Annotated in this window: 13 protein-coding genes; 4 read left to right on the top strand and 9 right to left on the bottom strand. The window is 60.8% G+C overall.

Going from position 1 to position 18,760, the window contains the following annotated elements; genetic code table 11:
- Positions 1-55: 55 nt before the first annotated feature.
- Together AACW18_RS13675 and AACW18_RS13680 are read right to left on the bottom strand one after the other, a co-directional pair.
- Complete coding sequence (locus AACW18_RS13675; protein WP_218329128.1) at positions 56-904, bottom strand: TauD/TfdA dioxygenase family protein; 849 nt, start codon at positions 902-904, stop codon at positions 56-58.
- Positions 905-989: 85 nt separating this feature from the next.
- A complete protein-coding gene (locus AACW18_RS13680) occupies positions 990-1,970 on the bottom strand; it encodes a quinone oxidoreductase family protein (protein ID WP_218388968.1) in 981 nt (326 codons plus the stop codon).
- Positions 1,971-2,326: 356 nt separating this feature from the next.
- Between AACW18_RS13680 and prpB the strand changes: the two genes are divergently transcribed.
- From prpB to prpF, 4 genes are all read left to right on the top strand, one after another.
- Positions 2,327-3,211, top strand: a complete 885-nt coding sequence (gene prpB, locus AACW18_RS13685; RefSeq protein ID WP_042652483.1) for a methylisocitrate lyase — start codon at positions 2,327-2,329, stop codon at positions 3,209-3,211.
- Positions 3,212-3,288: 77 nt separating this feature from the next.
- Positions 3,289-4,452 carry a bifunctional 2-methylcitrate synthase/citrate synthase gene (gene prpC / locus AACW18_RS13690; RefSeq protein ID WP_218388969.1) on the top strand — a complete coding sequence of 388 codons (1,164 nt, stop codon included), beginning with the start codon at positions 3,289-3,291 and terminating at the stop codon, positions 4,450-4,452.
- Complete coding sequence (gene acnD / locus AACW18_RS13695) at positions 4,452-7,067, top strand: Fe/S-dependent 2-methylisocitrate dehydratase AcnD (protein ID WP_218388970.1); 2,616 nt, start codon at positions 4,452-4,454, stop codon at positions 7,065-7,067. Before prpC ends, acnD begins: the two co-directional genes overlap by 1 nt.
- Before the next feature lie 74 nt (positions 7,068-7,141).
- Positions 7,142-8,344 (top strand): 2-methylaconitate cis-trans isomerase PrpF, encoded by a 1,203-nt coding sequence (gene prpF / locus AACW18_RS13700; protein ID WP_218388971.1) that lies wholly within the window; start codon positions 7,142-7,144, stop codon positions 8,342-8,344.
- A 128-nt stretch (positions 8,345-8,472) separates the two neighbouring features.
- On the opposite strand, the gene AACW18_RS13705 is transcribed toward prpF, so the two are convergent.
- From AACW18_RS13705 to AACW18_RS13735, 7 genes are all read right to left on the bottom strand, one after another.
- Positions 8,473-8,727, bottom strand: coding sequence for a DUF6719 family protein (locus tag AACW18_RS13705; RefSeq protein ID WP_218388972.1), 255 nt, complete (start codon positions 8,725-8,727; stop codon positions 8,473-8,475).
- A gap of 440 nt (positions 8,728-9,167) precedes the next feature.
- Entirely contained in the window at positions 9,168-12,443 is a 3,276-nt protein-coding gene (locus tag AACW18_RS13710; RefSeq protein ID WP_218388973.1) for an Ig-like domain-containing protein, read from the bottom strand.
- 416 nt (positions 12,444-12,859) lie between these two features.
- Positions 12,860-13,297 carry a fimbrial protein gene (locus AACW18_RS13715; protein ID WP_218388974.1) on the bottom strand — a complete coding sequence of 146 codons (438 nt, stop codon included), beginning with the start codon at positions 13,295-13,297 and terminating at the stop codon, positions 12,860-12,862.
- 94 nt (positions 13,298-13,391) lie between these two features.
- Positions 13,392-14,507, bottom strand: coding sequence for a fimbrial protein (locus AACW18_RS13720; protein WP_218388975.1), 1,116 nt, complete (start codon positions 14,505-14,507; stop codon positions 13,392-13,394).
- Positions 14,508-14,584: 77 nt separating this feature from the next.
- Positions 14,585-17,137, bottom strand: a complete 2,553-nt coding sequence (locus AACW18_RS13725; RefSeq protein ID WP_218388976.1) for a fimbrial biogenesis usher protein — start codon at positions 17,135-17,137, stop codon at positions 14,585-14,587.
- A gap of 15 nt (positions 17,138-17,152) precedes the next feature.
- The gene (locus AACW18_RS13730) at positions 17,153-17,842 is read right to left on the bottom strand and encodes a fimbria/pilus periplasmic chaperone (RefSeq protein ID WP_218388977.1); all 690 of its coding nucleotides are present in this window, start codon (positions 17,840-17,842) and stop codon (positions 17,153-17,155) included.
- Positions 17,843-17,851: 9 nt separating this feature from the next.
- A complete protein-coding gene (locus AACW18_RS13735; protein ID WP_218329141.1) occupies positions 17,852-18,322 on the bottom strand; it encodes a hypothetical protein in 471 nt (156 codons plus the stop codon).
- Between the last annotated feature and the right edge of the window lie 438 nt (positions 18,323-18,760).

Genomic DNA, 18,760 nt, shown 5'->3' on the forward strand with positions numbered 1-18,760 from the left:
TTCTCTCCTTGAATGAAGACTGGCTGTGTGCCGGGCAACCCTGCCCGGCGTGATATCAGAAGGGTTGGTCGCCCATGATCCCGGCCCGCTCCATCTTGCGGTGGCAGGGCGGATAGTCCATGGCGGCATAATGCTGGGTGCTGCGGTTGTCCCAGATGGCGATGCTGTTGGGCTGCCAGCGCCAGCGCACCTGATACTCGGGGACATAGGCCTGGCTTATCAGATAGCGCAGCAGATCGCTGCCGCCCATGCTGTAGTCCTGCCCGTAGCGCACGTGCTCCGGGGTGTGGTAGTTGGTGAAGTGGGTGGCGAAGGCGTTGACGAACAGGATCTTCTCGTCGGTGTCCGGATGGGTGCGCACCACGGGGTGCTCGGCATCCGGGAACTGGGCCTTGAGCGCCAGCCGCTTCTCGATGGGCATGGCCGCCCCGAAGCTCGCCTCTATGCTGTGGCGGGCGCGCAGGCCGGCGATCTTCTGCTTGATCTCCTCCGGCAGCTTCTCATAGGCCACCACCATGTTGGCCCAGAGGGTGTCGCCGCCCACCGGCGGGCACTCCACGCAGCGCAGCACGCAACCGAAGGGCGGCTTGTCGCGCCAGGTGGCGTCGGTGTGCCAGGCGTTCTCGTAGCGATCGTTGGGCACCTCCGGCGACTTGTAGATGCGCACCAGCCCGGGATGCTCGGGATCGCTGCCCGCCACCGGGTGATCCTCCAGCTCGCCGAAGCGGCGGGCGAAGGCCACGTGATCGCTGCGGCTGATATCCTGCTGCCGCAAGAACAGTACCCTGTGCTTGAGCAGCAGGGAGCGGATCTCGGCGAACAGCCCTTCATCATGAACGGCATCCGCCAGGTTGACGCCACTCAGTTCCGCTCCGATATGGCAGGTCAGTTGTTCTACACGCATGTCATGCACTCCCTCGATGACAAGTCTGTTGCGCCATGCGCCTCGCAGGCCGGCCCCTCCCATGAGGGGCCGCCTCGCGCGCTTGCTAGATAACGAAAACCGATGAGCCCGTGGTCTTGCGCGACTCGAGGTCGCGGTGGGCCTGCACAGCATCCTGCAGTGCGTACTTCTGGTTGATCTCGATCTTGATCCGGCCGCTGCCCACGTGGTCGAACAGCTCATTCGCCAGGGCCGTCTTCTCGGCCGGGTCGGCGATGTAGTCGGCCAGGGCCGGACGGGTCAGATAGAGGGAGCCCTTCATCGCCAGCAGTTGCGGGTTGAACCCCTCGATCGGGCCGGAGGCGGTGCCGACGCAGACCATGAGGCCGCGGCGTTTGAGGGAATCGAGCGAGCCCAGGAAGGTGCTCTTGCCGACGCTGTCGAACACCACGTCGACGCCGGCGCCGTCGGTCAGTGCACGCACCCGCTTGGCCACGTCTTCATGGCTGTAGTCGATGGTGAAGTCGCAACCGTGAGCCCTGGCCACCTCGGCCTTGGCCTCGCTGGAGACGGTGCCAATCACGGTCAGGCCGAGCAGCTTGGCCCACTGGGCGACGATCAGCCCCACCCCGCCCGCGGCGGCGTGCAGCAAGATGCTGTCACCGGGTTTGAAGTCGTGGATGCGGCGCATCAGGTAGGCGGACGTCAGGCCCCGCATGGTCATGGCGGCCGCCGTCTCGAACGCTATGTTGTCCGGCAGCTTGATGAGCGGGGCGGCGGGGATCAGGCGCTCGGTCGAGTAAGCGCCGAGGGTGTTGAGGAAACCGGTGTAGGTGACGCGATCGCCCACCGCCACATGAGTGACGCCCTCGCCGATGGCCTCCACCACGCCGGCCCCCTCGACGCCCATGCCGTTGGGCATGGGGATGGGGTAGGTGCCGTTGCGAAAATAGGTGTCGGCATAGTTCAGGCCGACCGCGGCATGGCGCAGGCGGACCTGGCCCGGACCGGGTTCACCGACCGCCACCTCTTCGTAGCGCAGCACTTCCGGGCCCCCGGTTTCATAAAAGCGTATGGCGTTGGCCATCTCAGTTCTCCAATCCGTTCGTGAGTGAAACTCTTCGTCCGGATTGAATCTAGGGGGTTACGTAAACGGCCGCTTTTCATCGGGCGACAGCCACTTTTCATCTCATGACAACCCCGCTCGAATTCGTTGCCCCCCCTCGGGGAAGGCGCCAGAATCGGCCCTGACCCACCATGACGGCGCCGCGACGGCGACCGCCCATGTTGTTGGCAATGAGAGATACTTGATTGAATTAAATGGAATTATCCAAGAGGCAGCCGCCTGAGCCTGCCGATTGGCGGGCCTTTGACTTAAGCATAATTGACGTTAACGTCAACGTAGTGTGAGATGGGTATATCCGCAGCATGAAAGGAGTCACTATGTCTAACTTATCCCATTCGGCCGGGGCGCGTTTTCGCACCGCGCTGGCCAACGAGAAACCCCTGCAAATCGTCGGCACCATCAACGCCTACATGGCGCTGATGGCCGAGCGTAGCGGCTTCAAGGCGCTCTATCTGTCCGGTGCCGGGGTGGCCAACGCCTCCTTCGGCCTGCCGGATCTGGGCATGACCTCCATGAACGACGTGCTGATCGATGCCGAGCGGATCACCGCCGCCACCCAGGTGCCGTTGCTGGTGGATATCGACACCGGCTGGGGCGGCGCCTTCAACATAGCCCGCACCATCCGCGCCTTCGAGCGGGGCGGTGTCGCCGCCGTCCACATGGAAGATCAGGTCGCCCAGAAGCGCTGCGGCCACAGACCCAACAAGGCGGTGGTGAGCATGGCCGAGATGGTGGATCGCATCAAGGCGGCGGTGGATGCCCGCACCGACGAGAACTTCGTCATCATGGCCCGCACCGACGCACTGGCAGTGGAAGGCATTGAATCCGCGCTGGAGCGCGCCGCCGCCTACGTGGCCGCCGGGGCCGACATGATCTTCGCCGAGGCGGTGACCAAACTCGACCAGTACGACCGCTTCAAGCAGGCGGCCGGGGTCCCCATCCTCGCCAACATGACCGAATTCGGCCAGACCGAGCTGTTTGACAAGGGCCACCTCGCCGATCACGGCGTCGACATGGTGCTCTACCCCCTGAGCGCCGCCCGCGCCGCCAACCAGGCCGCCCTCAACGTCTATCAGCAACTGCGCCAGGATGGCCACCAGCGCGCCGTGGTCGACAGCATGCAGACCCGGGAAGCGCTCTACGACTTCCTCGGTTACCACCACTACGAGCAGACACTGGATCGCCTGTTCACCAAGGAATGACAGACCCGCCGGCCGCTCCCTGTCTGTGACAGGTAGCTGGCGGCCGGCAGGCTCAAATGTATAAGGAGAGACAAGCAATGAGCGCAATCACCGAGACCACCCCCCCCGTCTTCAAGGCCAAGAAATCCGTGGCCCTGAGCGGCACCGCCGCCGGCAACACCGCCCTCTGTACCGTGGGCCTCAGCGGCAACGATCTGCACTACCGTGGCTATGACATCCTCGATGTCGCCACCAGCTGTGAATTCGAGGAGATCGCCCACCTGCTGGTGCATGGCCATCTGCCCAATGTCGCCGAGCTGGCCGCCTACAAGGCCAAACTCAAGGCCCTGCGCGGCCTGCCCTCCGGTGTCAAGACCGCGCTGGAGCAACTGCCCCCCTCCGCCCATCCGATGGACGTGATGCGCAGCGCCGTCTCGGTGCTGGGCTGCGTGTCGCCGGAGAAGGACGACCACAACCACCCCGGTGCCCGCGACATCGCCGACAAGCTGATGGCCTGCCTCGGCTCGGTGCTGCTCTACTGGTACCACTTCAGCCACAACGGCAAGCGCATCGAGGTGGAGACAGACGATGACTCCATCGGCGGCCACTTCCTGCACCTGCTGCACGGACAGACGCCGCGTGACTCCTGGGTGCGCGCCATGCACACCTCCCTCATCCTCTACGCCGAGCACGAGTTCAACGCCTCCACCTTCACCGGTCGGGTGATCGCCGGCACCGGCTCCGACATGTTCTCCTGCATCACCGGCGCCATCGGTGCCCTGCGCGGGCCCAAGCACGGCGGCGCCAACGAGGTGGCCTTCGAGATCCAGAAGCGTTACGACAATCCCGACGAGGCGGAGGCCGACATCCGTGCCCGAATCGAGAAGAAGGAGGTGGTCATCGGCTTCGGCCACCCTGTCTACACCGTCTCGGATCCGCGCAACAAGGTGATCAAGGAGGTGGCCCGCGAGCTCAGCAAGGAGCAGCGCAACTCCAAGATGTTCGACATTGCCGAGCGTCTGGAGTCGACCATGTGGGACGCCAAGAAGATGTTCCCGAACCTCGACTGGTTCAGCGCCGTCAGCTACCACATGATGGGCGTGCCCACCGCCATGTTCACCCCGCTGTTCGTGATCGCCCGCACCTCAGGCTGGTCGGCTCACGTCATCGAGCAGCGCATCGACGGCAAGATCATCCGCCCGAGCGCCAACTACGTGGGCCCGGAGGATCTGGTGTTCGTCCCGCTCAAGGATCGCAAGTGATGAACAGCCACTATCGCAAGCCCCTGCCCGGCACGGTGCTGGACTACTTCGACGCCCGTGCGGCGGTCGAAGCCATCCAGGCCGGCGCCTGGGACAAACTCTCTTATACCGCCCGCGTCCATGCCGAGAACCTGGTGCGCAAGTGCGACCCGGCCATCCTCGGCGAGTGCCTCGGCCAGATCGCCTTGAATAAACGCGATCGCGACTTCCCCTGGTTCCCGGCCCGGGTGGTGTGCCACGACATCCTGGGCCAGACCGCTCTGGTGGACTTGGCCGGTCTGCGCGATGCCATCGCCGATCAGGGCGGCGACCCCGCCCAGGTCAACCCCGTGGTGCCGGTGCAGCTCATCGTCGATCACTCGCTGGCCGTGGAATGTGGCGGCTTCGATCCCGATGCGTTTGCCAAGAACCGCGCCATCGAGGATCGCCGCAACGAGGATCGCTTCCACTTCATCAACTGGACCAAGCAGGCGTTTCGCAACATCGAGGTGATCCAGCCGGGCAACGGCATCATGCACCAGATCAACCTGGAGAAGATGTCGCCGGTCATTCACAACGACAGGGGCATCGCCTACCCGGACACCTGTGTCGGCACCGACAGCCACACCCCCCACGTCGACGCTCTCGGGGTGATCGCGGTGGGCGTGGGCGGTCTGGAAGCCGAGAACGTGATGCTGGGGCGTGCCTCCTGGATGCGCCTGCCGGAGATCGTCGGCGTCGAGCTCAGTGGCAAGCCGCAACCCGGCATCACCGCCACCGACGTGGTGCTCTCCCTGACCGAGTTCCTCCGCAAGGAGAAAGTGGTCGGCGCCTACCTGGAGTTCCGTGGTGAGGGCGCAGGCGCCCTGACCCTGGGGGATCGCGCCACCATCTCCAACATGGCACCGGAATACGGCGCCACCGCGGCCATGTTCTTCATCGACAGCCAAACCATCGACTACCTGCGCCTCACCGGCCGTGACAGCGAGCAGGTCAAGCTGGTGGAGACCTATGCCAAGGAGGCGGGCCTCTGGGCCGACTGCCTGGCGAATGCCCAGTACGAGCGCGTGCTGCACTTCGATCTGTCCAGCGTGGTGCGCACCCTGGCGGGCCCCTCCAACCCGCACCGCCGCCTGCCGGTTTCCGACCTGGCCGCCCGCGGCATAGCGGTGGATCTGGACAAGGCCCGCGCCCAGGAGGCCGACGGCCTGCTGCCGGACGGCGCCGTGATCATCGCCGCCATAACCAGCTGCACCAACACCAGCAACCCGCGCAACGTGATTGCCGCCGGGCTGCTGGCGCGCAACGCCAACCAGCTTGGACTGATCCGCAAACCCTGGGTCAAGTCATCGCTGGCGCCGGGCTCCAAGACGGTAGCGCTCTACCTGAAGGAGGCGGGGCTTGACCACGAGCTGGAGCAGCTCGGGTTCGGCATAGTGGCCTTCGCCTGCACCACCTGCAACGGCATGTCCGGCGCACTGGATCCGGCCATCCAGCAGGAGATCATCGATCGCGATCTCTACGCCACCGCCGTGTTGTCGGGCAACCGCAACTTCGACGGTCGCATCCACCCCTACGCCAAGCAGGCCTTCCTCGCCTCGCCGCCGCTGGTGGTGGCCTATGCCATCGCGGGCACCATCCGCTTCGACATCGAGAAGGATGTGCTGGGGGTGGTGGACGGGCGCGAGATCCGCCTGAAAGACATCTGGCCGTCGGATGATGAGATCGATGCCGTGGTCAAGGCGTCGGTGAAGCCGGAGCAGTTCCGTCAGGTCTATATCCCCATGTTCACCATAGAGGAAGACCATGGCCCCAAGGTCGCCCCGCTCTATGAGTGGCGCGAGATGAGCACCTACATCCGTCGCCCGCCCTATTGGGAAGGGGCGCTGGCGGGTGAACGTACCATGAAGGGCATGAGGCCGCTGGCGGTGTTGCCGGACAACATCACCACCGATCACCTCTCCCCGTCCAACGCCATCATGATGAACAGCGCGGCCGGTGAATACCTGCACAAGATGGGCCTGCCGGAGGAGGACTTTAACTCCTACGCCACCCACCGCGGCGATCACCTGACCGCCCAGCGCGCCACCTTCGCCAACCCTCAGCTGGTGAACGAGATGGCGGTGGTCGATGGCCAGGTGAAGAAAGGTTCCCTCGCCCGCATCGAGCCGGAAGGCAAGGTGACGCGGATGTGGGAAGCCATCGAAACCTACATGGCCCGCAAGCAGCCGCTGATCATAGTGGCGGGCGCCGACTACGGCCAGGGCTCGTCCCGTGACTGGGCGGCCAAGGGCGTACGGCTGGCGGGGGTAGAGGTGATTGCGGCGGAAGGCTTCGAGCGCATTCACCGCACCAACCTGATCGGCATGGGGGTGCTGCCGCTGGAGTTCAAGCCGGGCACCACCCGCTTGACCCTGGGGCTGGACGGCACCGAGACCTATGACGTCAAGGGTGCACGCACCCCGCGCACCGATCTCGTGCTAGTCATTCACCGGCGCAACGGCGAGACGCTCGAGGTGCCCATGACCTGCCGCCTCGACACCGCCGAGGAGGTCTCGGTCTACGAGGCCGGCGGCGTGCTGCAGCGCTTCGCCCAGGACTTCCTGGAGGCGACCACCCACAAGGCCGCCAGTTGATATATGGTATTCCCCCTCCCCTTGCGGGGCGGGGGAATCGACCCTTCTAACCCGATTCATTCAGGACGATCCTTATGGCCCATCCATCTGTGGCTCACCCAGGCCAAGTGAAAATCCCGGCCACCTATATTCGCGGCGGCACCAGCAAGGGGGTGTTCTTCCGCTTAGGTGATCTGCCCGAGCGCTGCCAGGTGCCGGGCCCGGCCCGCGATGCGCTCTTCATGCGCGTGATCGGCAGCCCTGACCCCTACTCTGCCCACATGGACGGCATGGGCGGCGCCACCTCCTCCACCTCCAAGTGTGTGATCCTGGCCAAGAGCAGCCAGCCGGATCACGACGTGGACTACCTCTACGGCCAGATCGCCATCGACAAGCCCTTCGTCGACTGGAGCGGCAACTGCGGCAACCTCTCCACCGCGGCCGGCACCTTCGCCATCCATGCCGGGCTGGTGGATCCGGCCCGCATTCCCCACGACGGCACCTGCGTGGTGCGGATCTGGCAGGCCAACATCCACAAGACCATCATCGCCCATGTGCCGATCAGCAACGGTCAGGTGCAGGAGACCGGTGACTTCGAGCTGGACGGGGTCACCTTCCCCGCCGCCGAAATCGTGCTGGAGTTTCTCGACCCGTCCGACGATGGCGAGGACGGCGGCGCCCTCTTCCCCACCGGCAATCTGGTCGACGAGCTGGAGGTGCCCGGCATCGGTACCCTCAAGGCGACCATGATCAGCGCCGGTATTCCCACCGTGTTCGTCAATGCGGAGGAGATCGGCTATAGCGGCACCGAGCTGCGCGAGACGATCAACGGCGACCCCGAGGCGCTGGCCCGCTTCGAGGCCATCCGGGTTGCCGGCGCCCTGCGCATGGGTCTCATCAAGACGGCCGCCGAGGCGGCGACCCGCCAGCACACCCCCAAGATTGCCTTCGTTTCATCACCCAAAGACTATCGCGCCGCCAGCGGCAAAGAGATTATTGCTGGCGAGATCGATCTGCTGGTACGGGCCCTCTCCATGGGCAAGCTGCACCACGCCATGATGGGCACCTGCGCCGTGGCCATAGGCACCGCGGCGGCCATTCCCGGCACCCTGGTGAACCTGGCCGCCGGTGGCGGCGAGCGCGAGGCCGTGCGCTTCGGCCACCCCTCAGGCACCCTGAAGGTCGGCGCACAGGCGCTGCGGGTGCAGGGAGAGTGGACGGTGACCAAGGCCATCATGTCGCGCTCCGCCCGCATCCTGATGGAAGGCTGGGTGCGGGTGCCGGGGGATGCCTTCTAGCCCCGGCAAGTCCTTCCGCCATCGAAATGAAAAGGCCCAAGCAATCGCTTGGGCCTTTTTATGGTGATGATCCTATCGGGGCCTGACATCCCCCTGCCCGCTGGCAAGGGCCCCTGCTTATCCGCCAGCTATTGGGGGCGCGGCACGCACTCCACGTGGCGAGGGATATTCTTGCTCGCATCGCCGCCGATCAGCCGCTTCACCTGGCCATCCGGGCATTGGCCGTCGTCGACATAGACGACCCTCCCATAGGGGATGGTGCCTGGCGGGGGATCCTGGCTCAGATACTCGATATGGGTCGGGGCGAAGTTGGCGCAACCCGACACCAGGCCCACCAGCAACAGCCCCCCTGACAGCAATGCTTTCTTCCATATGACAACCATCGGCCATTCCCTCTGTGTGATCCTGCTACTGCGCCAATCCGCGCACATGCCCTCCGTCCTTGCAACCCAGCCAGTGTAGTCACCGATCACCGCCGACCGATAGCCTCCCCCGGCGACGCACCGACGGATCCAGACACAAAAAAGCCCAAGTGATAGGGTCACTTGGGCTTTGTACTCCATTACGTCATAAAGGCAGACAAGCAGGATGCTACCTGTCACATCCTGTCAGGATCTGCGGCTGACACCGTTATGGCATCGAGGCGGACAGCCCATATACCCCGGCTGTCCGCACGCCGGCTGCCGCCAGACTCGCTATCCCTCCTCGCCATGCGCCCCTGCGCTTGAGGGTGAGCGTTGGTCACCAGCCAAAATCACTCTGCTGCCTGCCGGCACAGGACAGTGATTAATGGCTGGTGGGGCATGACCCCGCCAGCCCAGAGTCAACGCGCGGGTCGAGCACAGGTCACAAGTAGAGGGGTGGTTGCGTAATTCGTATAAGTCTGCCCGGTATATGCAATGTCAGTACTCTTATACGAGTCTATGCCAGTAGAGCTGTCGTTTTGCAGCGTCGACGACCAGTACAGCTTTGAACTCGGCCAGTCAGCATAAACTTCCATGTTTCCATATGTATCATAGAGGCTTTCCACTTCATCTATGGAGGGCAGGTAGAAACCCTCCCCCAAGCTAGCGCAGTAGCCACTTGCCATTTGGTTTTCAATAGTCAAAAGGATATAGGTCACATTCTCCCCCATGGCATTGGGCTCGGTATAGGTCGAATACCACCGAATGCCAAGAGCCTCCGCCTCTTCCTTGGTCATAGGGCAGGTAAACGTCAGCCCTCCCGCATTGATCATGCCTTTCACACAACCGGTCCAATCCGGCAAGCCATCCCAGACCACTTCCAGCTGCGCCGTGGCGCTGATAGAGGAATCATCTTGCATCGTCGCGGTGATGACGGCGTTCCCTATGGCAACCCCCGTGGCCAAACCGCCGCTGTTGACGGTGGCCACGGCGGTGTTGCTGCTGCTCCAGGCGACGCCGCTGCTCAGAACCTGAGTCTCCCCGTTGGACAGGGTCGCGGTGGCGACATACTGCTGGCTCGTCCACTCCATTATCGAGGCGGTGGCTGGCGTCAGGGCCAGGGAGACCACGCTGGGCGGAGGCAGCTTGGCACAAGTCACATGCTGAACGTAGGTGTCACCGTAGGGACCTTTATCGCTGCCTTGACTCATATTGATGAGGTGGTGAGTCCCCGCATTCACCCCCTCGGTGGCCGACCAGTAGGATTGGTTGGTCGGCCAGCCAGCGTAATCTTCCAGGTTACCGAATTCGTCATACAAAGCCTCCATCTCCGCCACAAGCGGCAGGTAATAGCCCTCCCCCAGGCCGGTGCAGTAGGCACTCGCCTGCGGCCAAGTCAGCAGGGCATAGCTGATGCCATTCTCGGTAAACGTGCCGTCATACGCGATACCATCGGCATCGGCCTTCGATTGGGTCAGCGGACAGCTCCAGGTCTTGCCTGCCCCATCGGTCAGGGTCTCGGTGCTACAACCGGCCGTAACCGTCAACTCGGCCGTGTCGCTCAGCCCCGAGCCATCCAACGTCATCGCCGTGATGGTGCTGCTGCCCGGCGCCACCCCGGTCGCCAGCCCGGTGTTGCTGCCGATGGAGGCGACGGCGAGATCGCCGCTGCTCCAGCTGACCGAGCTGGTCATATCCTGGCTGCTGCCATCGGACAGGGTCGCCGTGGCGCCAAACTGCTGATCTTGCCCCACCGAGACTGTCGCTGTCTTGGGGGTCACGGCCAGCTCTGTCATGACGGCGCCGGTCACATTCAGGGTCGCGCTGCCGGACTGGCCGCTGGCGCTATCGGTGGCGGTGATGTTGGCGCCGCCCACGCTCACCCCGGTCGTCAGCCCGCCGATGACGGTGGCCACCCCGATGTCGTCGCTGCCCCAGCTGGCGGTGCTGGTGATGTCCTGGGTGCTGTTGTCGGACAGCTGGGTGGTGGCGGTCAGCTGCACACTCAGCCCAACCGGCACCGTGGCCGGATCCGGCGTGACCTCCACCCCCATCACGACGGCATCACCCACCGCCAGTGAGGCGCTGTCGCTCAGAAACAGGCCATTGATGCTGCCCGCCGCGCTGATGTAGGTCGGGCCAATATTCACCCCGGTCGCCACCCCGCTGCTGCCATCGACGGTGGCGATGCCGCTGTCGTCACTGCTCCAGCTGATATTGCTGTTGCCGGTCACCTCCTGGCTGGTGCCGTCCGACATCCAGGCGCGCACCGTGAACGCCTTGCTAAGGCCAACGGGCACCGCCTCGATGCCCGGGCTCACCTCCAGGTTGGTCACCTCGGCGCCGGTCACCGTCAGGGGTGCCTGGTTGCTGACCTGCACGCCATTGACGACGGCGGTGGCAGTGATGTCGGTGGTGCCCACCCCCACCCCGCTGGCCAGCCCTTTATCCACGGTGGCAACGAGCGGGTCGCTCACCCAACTGGCACTGTCGGTCATCGGCAAGCTGGTGCCGTCCGACATCAGCGCGGTGGCGTCGTATTGCTGGGCCAGGCCGATGGGGACCGAGCCCCTGGCCGGAGTCACCTGCAAGGCGGTCACGGTCGCGTCTGTCACTGTCAGCTGCGCGCTGCCGCTGAAGGGCTGGCCGTTGACGCTGGTGCTGGCGTTGAGGGTGGCGGTGCCGGCATGGGCCCCCGTGGCCAGGCCGGCGGCACTGATGGTGGCCATACCTGGCTCGCTGCTGTGCCAGCTGGCATCCAGCACCGGCTGGCTGCTGCCATCGGACAGCATGGCGGTCGCGCTGTACTGTTGCGGCAAGCCGACCGGCGCCCTGAGCCGGGGCGGGGTCAGCTGCAGGCCGGTCACTGTGGCGCTGCTCACCTTCAGCTGCGCAGTGCCGGAGAGATCCTGACCATTGAAGTAACCCGAGGCCATGATGGCCACGCTGCCAACACTCAGTCCCCTGGCTTGCCCCCATCTGTCCTGCTCATTGCTGACGGTCGCGATGGCGGTGTCGGTGCTGCTCCAGCTGACGAACTCAGTGACCACCTGGCTGCTGCCATCGGACAGCACCGCGGTCGCGGCAAAGGGCTGCGCCAGCCCGATTGCCGTCGTGGTCATGGCGGGGGTCACCTGCAAGGCGGTGACGGTGGCATCGCTCACGGTGAGCTCTGCCGCGCCGCTGACCGTTTTGCCCTGGAAGAGGCCGCTCGCGCTCAGGCTGGCCATGCCCGCCCCTACCCCGCTCGCCAACCCTTGCGCGACGGTGGCGGTGCCCGCATCATCGCTGCTCCAGTTCAGGTCGTGGGTCACGTCCAGGGTGGTGCCATCGGATAGCTGCAGGATGGCGGTGAACTGCTTGTTCAGGCCGGCTGCCACCCTGGCGTGGGGCGGCGTCACCTGCAGCCCGGTGGCCTGGGCATTGCTGACCTCCAGCTGTGCCTTCGCCTCGACGGGGGCACCATTGGCCCCCATCCCCGACGCCGTGATGGTGACGCGGCCCGGTGCGACCCCGGTCGCCAGGCCCGCGCTCGTGATGGTCGCGATGGCGCTGTCACTGCTGCGCCACTGGACGTCGCCGAGGGCCGTCACATCCTGCACCTTGCCGTCGCTCAGCACCGCCTGCGCCACATATTGCTGCGTCAGCGTCACCGGGATACGCCCCTGGGGCGGGGTGATCTGCAAGGAGACCATGGTAGTCGCACCGCTCCCGGAGTCCGTAGATGACGAATCGTCGCCATCGCTGCCACCGCATGCGGCCAACAACAAGAGCGCCATCGACGCGCATACCCACCTGCATAATTTTTTCATCGTAAATCCTAATAAGCTGTTCATCTTGTGCTTCTGGCTATCCTTGCCCGGTCGTCTGTGCGACAGAGCAGGTGGCAAGCACCCATTCCGACGCAACAGATGCCCGTCAGGTGCACATAGGGACCTGGTCGTCATGGTCCGCCATCACAGGATGCAAATGAAAACGAGAGAACCGAATTCACCGAAGCATCGAGCAGGGTGAGCTGTGGGCGCCAGAGCAGGCATGGGGTCAAACAGATGCCGCAGAGGGCGCGGCATGACCAGAGTCTCTGGCCGGATCGTGGCAGCCACCGAGCGGCTTATGGGTATTCCACATTCAAGACGGCCTGGGCGGTGAAGGTGCCGGGCTCAGGCAACTGTCCGGTGCCGATGGGTGCCGCATAGAAGAGCACTGTTCCATACCCGTCTTGCAAGGTCACCGACAAGGTGCCGGTATTGGGCAGGATCCAGTAGGCGCTGTCGGCCACGTCGCTCTGGGTCGACAGCGCCACCCCCAGGCCAGGCTTGCCCGTCTCGATGAGTAAAGGGTTATCCGCCGAGGCCACCGCGTTCACCCGCAGCGTCACCGGCGTGCCCATGTCCACACAGGCGATGGGCATAGAGACCGTCTGGATCAATCCGGGCTGGGAGGGCGGTGCGCCCAGCCGGATGCTGTTGGACGGGAAGGTCCCGAAGTCCACTATTTCTGCCGCGTTGTTGTTGATGACGCAGCCTGGTTGAACAAGGGTGGCACGCACCTCCACAGTGACATCTGCCGCTTCTGCGAAGAAGGCGGCACCGCAAAGGACGAGACCGACAGTCGTGGCTATTCTGCTTTTCATCATCCCCGCCTCACTGATAGGACATAGTGACACCCACGAGGGCAGTCGCTGTACCGGCCGTCATCTCCCCGGTCCGGACAAACCGAAAACCGAGGGGGAAGTTGAATGCGCCACCATTGGCGCCACTCAAGCCCAATAAAACTTGATTGATACCATGATTGCTGGCGTCATCGGGCCCCAACCAATAAGACTTGCCTGCCCCTGGGTTCACGACTTGAACGCCCAGCCCACGGGCGGTACTGGCAGCAGTCAAACCGACTATATCGGTTCTATTGCTCGGGTCGGTCTGGTCCGAGAGGGTGACGTTAATCTCGACATTGGGATCACACTGCAAGTTGATCATGCTGGAAATGGTACTGGTGGTGCTGCCCACCGCCGAAAAATCGCTGGTACTCAACTCGCCAAAGTCGATGTAGGTATTCGCCGGAGAAGTCACATCGCACCCCCGGGCGGCGACATTGACAGTGAAGGCCCGCTGCCCGACGCGATCTTGATATGTCTTCCCTTCACTATCTCGGCAATCAACACCCAAAAACGCCTCCATTTGCGGAATCACATAACTGCCTGCTGGCAGCTCACCGGGCATGGCATACAAGACATAACGAAATCTTGCATCAATCGCATCTGTGCCAGGTGCCCGCGTGGCGTTGGGAGTCGGATACCAAGTCGTGAACGTCCAGGCAAGGGGGACGGCATCACTGTCTGGGGCTGAGGTATCCCTGGTCGGGACTATGACCCCAAAATAGGGATTACCAGTTGACATGAGCGTATGCACTTTGCCATTAAATACGACGGTATGCGCCGTGGCCGCGGTATAGCTGAAAAAACTGCCCTCACTATCTTTGATAGTAGAATCACTGGGGTGGCAAACATTGGAGGCCGTCAATCCCGCATTCGCCACCAAATAAGGCTCATTATTTCCTTCAGGCACAGAGATATTTATCTGGCTGCCTGGTGGCCCTAAATAAGTCTTGGCCACAATATCTGACGAATGAAACACGCTCAAAACAAGAGAGCACCATAAACTGCCAGTGATTGCCACCCGAATTACTCTAGTGAAAGCATACTTACCATCAATATCAATTAGAATATTCCGGTCGGCTGAAAAATAAAGCACAGCATTCATCACCCACACCTTTGCATTTAAAAGACAGGAACAGATAACCAGCAACCAAATGAATTGCTGATAATAATATATTTATCCTAACGGCACTCGATGGCTAAGCGGGTGATGGGCTCCTGCGTCGCTGGCTCTGGCAGTTGGTAATTGGCCGCACAACGCTGATCCTGGCCTTCACCCCACTGGATAGCCAACGCGCCTTCATTGGCCAGTCCGGACAGGTAGACGAGGCCATCCTCGCTCACAATGCCCGATACGCCTTCAGTCTCACTGACCACACTGGCCCCAAAGGGAACAAACTTGCCATTGAATGTCAGCGTGAACAGCCCTCTCCCCCCCGTCTTGGTTTCGAGTTCGGCGCGCACCAGTGCACCATTGGTCGGCACCACGAGCGCCACAGCCTCATCCACCTCCACATCTGCTTGCAATGAATTCACATCCAGCGCGACACGGTTCAAACGGTAGCTGGTCGCATAAGGGATGACGGCATAGCCATCAGAGTCGGTGAGCGTGCCTATGGTGTTTTCAATCTCGGCACCCTCGGCTCCTGGGGCTGCCACCAGAATATTGGTGTTACCCAAGGGTTGGCTAAATGTCACGCCGTCCGCGTGCACCACCAAGCCTCCCCCCCCTCCATAGGTAATTTGTTGATTATCTTCACTATAGTTATAACCGAGCTCAATATTGCCCTTGGAGCCTTGGTACTGAATATTCGCAGTGCCATTGGCACCCACACCCTGGTTGGTGTACCCCTGCTGCACACTGTAATTCAGATTCTTATTTTCCAATGCGGTCCCGCTCAGCCCCACCCTATTCGTGACCTGGCCATTGGCATCGTAACTGACACCGTAGTCCGCATAGGCAGAGGAGTAATCATCAGCCGTCGACAACCATCTCCCTATGGGGAAGGAGAGGTTCAGCGAGATGACCTTGTCCTCCTCCACCTCAAAGGCACTCTGGTTATGGCTGTATGCGATCGAATATGTGACGTCACTCCAGACACCGGAGTAGCCAAGTTGCAGATATTTATCCGCTTCATCGGTTTCCCAATAGTTCTGCACTCGCGCGCTCAGATAGAGCGATTCAGCATCACCAATTTGCTGGGATATGCTGCCTTCCACTCTGCCGCGCTTTGCATAATGAAGGTCGTAGCGACCTGCTGGCTCATCATCAAGGTCAGAACCATCCGAGCCGTTGTCGTCTTCTTCAAGAGAGCCAGACATGGATTTATAGGTACTATCGGCGAAGGTGTAATATCCCTGTGTCGAATAGTGGGCACCCAATAACTGCAGGTCTGTGCCAAAATTTACCAATGACTTTGCATAGAGCAGGCTAACTGATTGCCCGTCTGTCTCACTGTCATCCGGCAATACCGTTTTTGCATAAGATAACTCGGCCGAGATAGCGCCATAGTCTCCCATGTTTTTACCAATGCCTACCGCAAAGGATTGATAGTCTGAAGACAGTTGTGTGCCACCAAAGAGCGTCACCGTTTCCTGGACACCCATGGCAAGCGAACCCTGAATGAATTCAGGCTCTTCCTGCGCATCGCTGCCAGAACGGTATTTCCCTACGGTAACATCATATTTCACTCGACCTTCGCGGAGTAAATTCGGGATGGATGCAAAAGGCACTACATAATGGCTGATGCTGCCATCGTTCTCCTTTACTTCAACATCGAGGTCACCGTTGGTCGAGGTAGCAAATAGATCCTCAATCAGAAATGGACCCGGTGGGACATGGGTCTGATAAATGACGAAACCATTTTGCTTGACGGTCACGCTGGCATTGCTCTTGGCAATACCGCGCACCGTTGGTGCATAGCCCTGCAAGCTGCTGGGGTACATTTGTTCATCGGAGGCCAACTGGACACCACGAAAAGCAACACTGTCAAATATATCTGAGCCGGTGCTGCTGTCACCAATCACAAGATCACTCTTCAATGGAATAATTGCCCGAGCGAGATAATTGCTCACACTCTGCAACTCGTTGGTCTCATCCCCCTTGTTCCAGGTAGAATAATTCCTGAAACGCCATGCCCCCATATTGAGACCGGTATTCAGCGAGATGAAATAATCGTCGCCGATATCCTCCTTGCCGACACTGTTGCTGCCACTGAACATATAGTTCAACATCAGCGCGTTGATACCCTCATCCCAAAGATCTTCTGAGACCTCGCCCTGCACGCGCCGCGTCATGGCAGCCTGTGGAATACTCAGATCGAGCCGCAAACGCTCAAAATAGAATACAAAATCGGCCCCCGGGATCAGGGTCCGAATATCGACGGGCTCGGCAGAGCCCTCTGCCATGACTGGCTGAGATTCAGCCAGTGCCTGTGCATCGATCCCCAGGGCAATCAGTTCAGCGACAGAGAGCATGGGGCTCAGACCATCACCATCCTTCTCGGATGTGCTGGCGACGAAGACCACGTCCCTGGTATCAACAAACTGGCCATTAAGAAATATATCGACCCGATAGCTCCCCGGTAACTGATCATTATTTTCAAATGCTGCCAGATCCGCCACAGAGGATGGATCACCGGATAAAAATGCGGGGTTAAACTGGACGTCAGCCTGAACATCAGAGATTACGCCCCACCCCACCAACAATACGGCCAGTGACTTCGAATACGACATGAGTTCCATCCATCGTTATTTAGGGCAAATGGACGGTTTGGTTTGAGCACCGTAATCATTGATTGATTGAAACACCACATTACCAGTCAGGTTACCGACATTGACGCTCTTCGTTTCTTGTGGTGGCACCATCATGTTAGCTACTTTGCTCTCGCCTATCTTCAAATTAACCATGGTGACAAAATAGGGCGACAGATTGCGAACCTTTAGCATGCCACCTTCAATGTTGCAACGCAGGGCCGTGGGTGCTTCTGCCGCAGACATTGATAATCCCTGAGGGCGCATGAATAATTTGATGACACTCTGAGTAGCAATCTGCAGGGTGTTGCTGCTTTGAGCCTCTTCAGGCACAGATGGAATGGCTTTGGTGTTGAGGTAATACACTCTTTCACGATCATGTGGCAGAGCATCAGTCCCCACATAAATAATTCTGAGGGTATTCTCTTTCTTTGGCATCAATTTGAAAAGAGGTGGCGTTATCACAAAATCATTGATTTTCTTCCCCTCACTATCCGCGACCCAGGATTGGATCAAAAAGATGGCCTTCTCATCGGTGTTGGTCACCGCTAGTGACACCTGTTTATTACCCTGAGGATAAATCACGCGCGTGGCACCCAGCACTACCCCGCCCGCATGCACGGTTGTAGTAATAAAGAAAAGGGCAGCCCCTACAAATAGTGAATAGATGCTTTTGTGCGCTATCATAAATACCTCTCAGGGATAGGCGACTAAAAAATAAATAGGAACACTGATGGGTGACTCACTGGACATGGGCACCAAAAACTTGAATTTGGATTGGAAGCGGAAGACGGGGCCATTCACTGAATGAAAGAGTGTCGGTGCATTGGCAACCCGGATGACCACACGACCATCGGACCAATCCCAGGCTTCGTCTTCGTCCTCGCTCGGGCTGACAACGAAACGCGAACCCTCATTCTCCTCGACGCTAATAAAACTGGCCGTCACATGCTGACTGACCGAGGAGATACATTCACTCAGCCGAATATCAAACAGCTTCGCATCCGTCCACTCTGCTGACATGGCTCGCCCCTCCTGCCACGATATCGGTTGGGCAACTTCAGGGGCACCAACGGCGCAGGATGAATAAACGACGCGACCTTCAAGGTTGATATCACCGGCAGTACGTACTTTCCTGCCCTCATCTGCTGCGGCACCGAGCGACATCGTCACTCCCAGAATGGACGACAACGTCCCCTGCAATACTCTTCGCACCGACTGACCTCTTCGCAATGACCGATAACAGGATGATGTCCCTATGAGGTATTGGACCCAGACCATCAAAAGGGATTTTTGCCTCGCTCACGCGAGTCCCCGGTACCGGCTCACCTCGTGCTCACTCCACTGTGGGTGGCAATGATCTTTCACGTTGCCTTTGCAGCAAGGCTGTATCATCTCAGACAGGCGCATCTGGTCAGACTGCGCCGCTGGGGCGCGCCCTGACTGACGAGAAATATCGAGGTTGGAGGCGGAAGTGATAACGGGGAATAAAATTCATACACTGCTGACACGGGACATCAGGGCCCCATGCCATATAAATTTGGAACATTGTCATAAAGGGTGACTCGCTTGGCGAGTCACCCTTTCACTCTAAGTTACCTGCCG

It is taken from the genome of Aeromonas sp. sia0103 (assembly GCF_963895295.1).
Lineage (GTDB): Bacteria > Pseudomonadota > Gammaproteobacteria > Enterobacterales > Aeromonadaceae > Aeromonas > Aeromonas encheleia.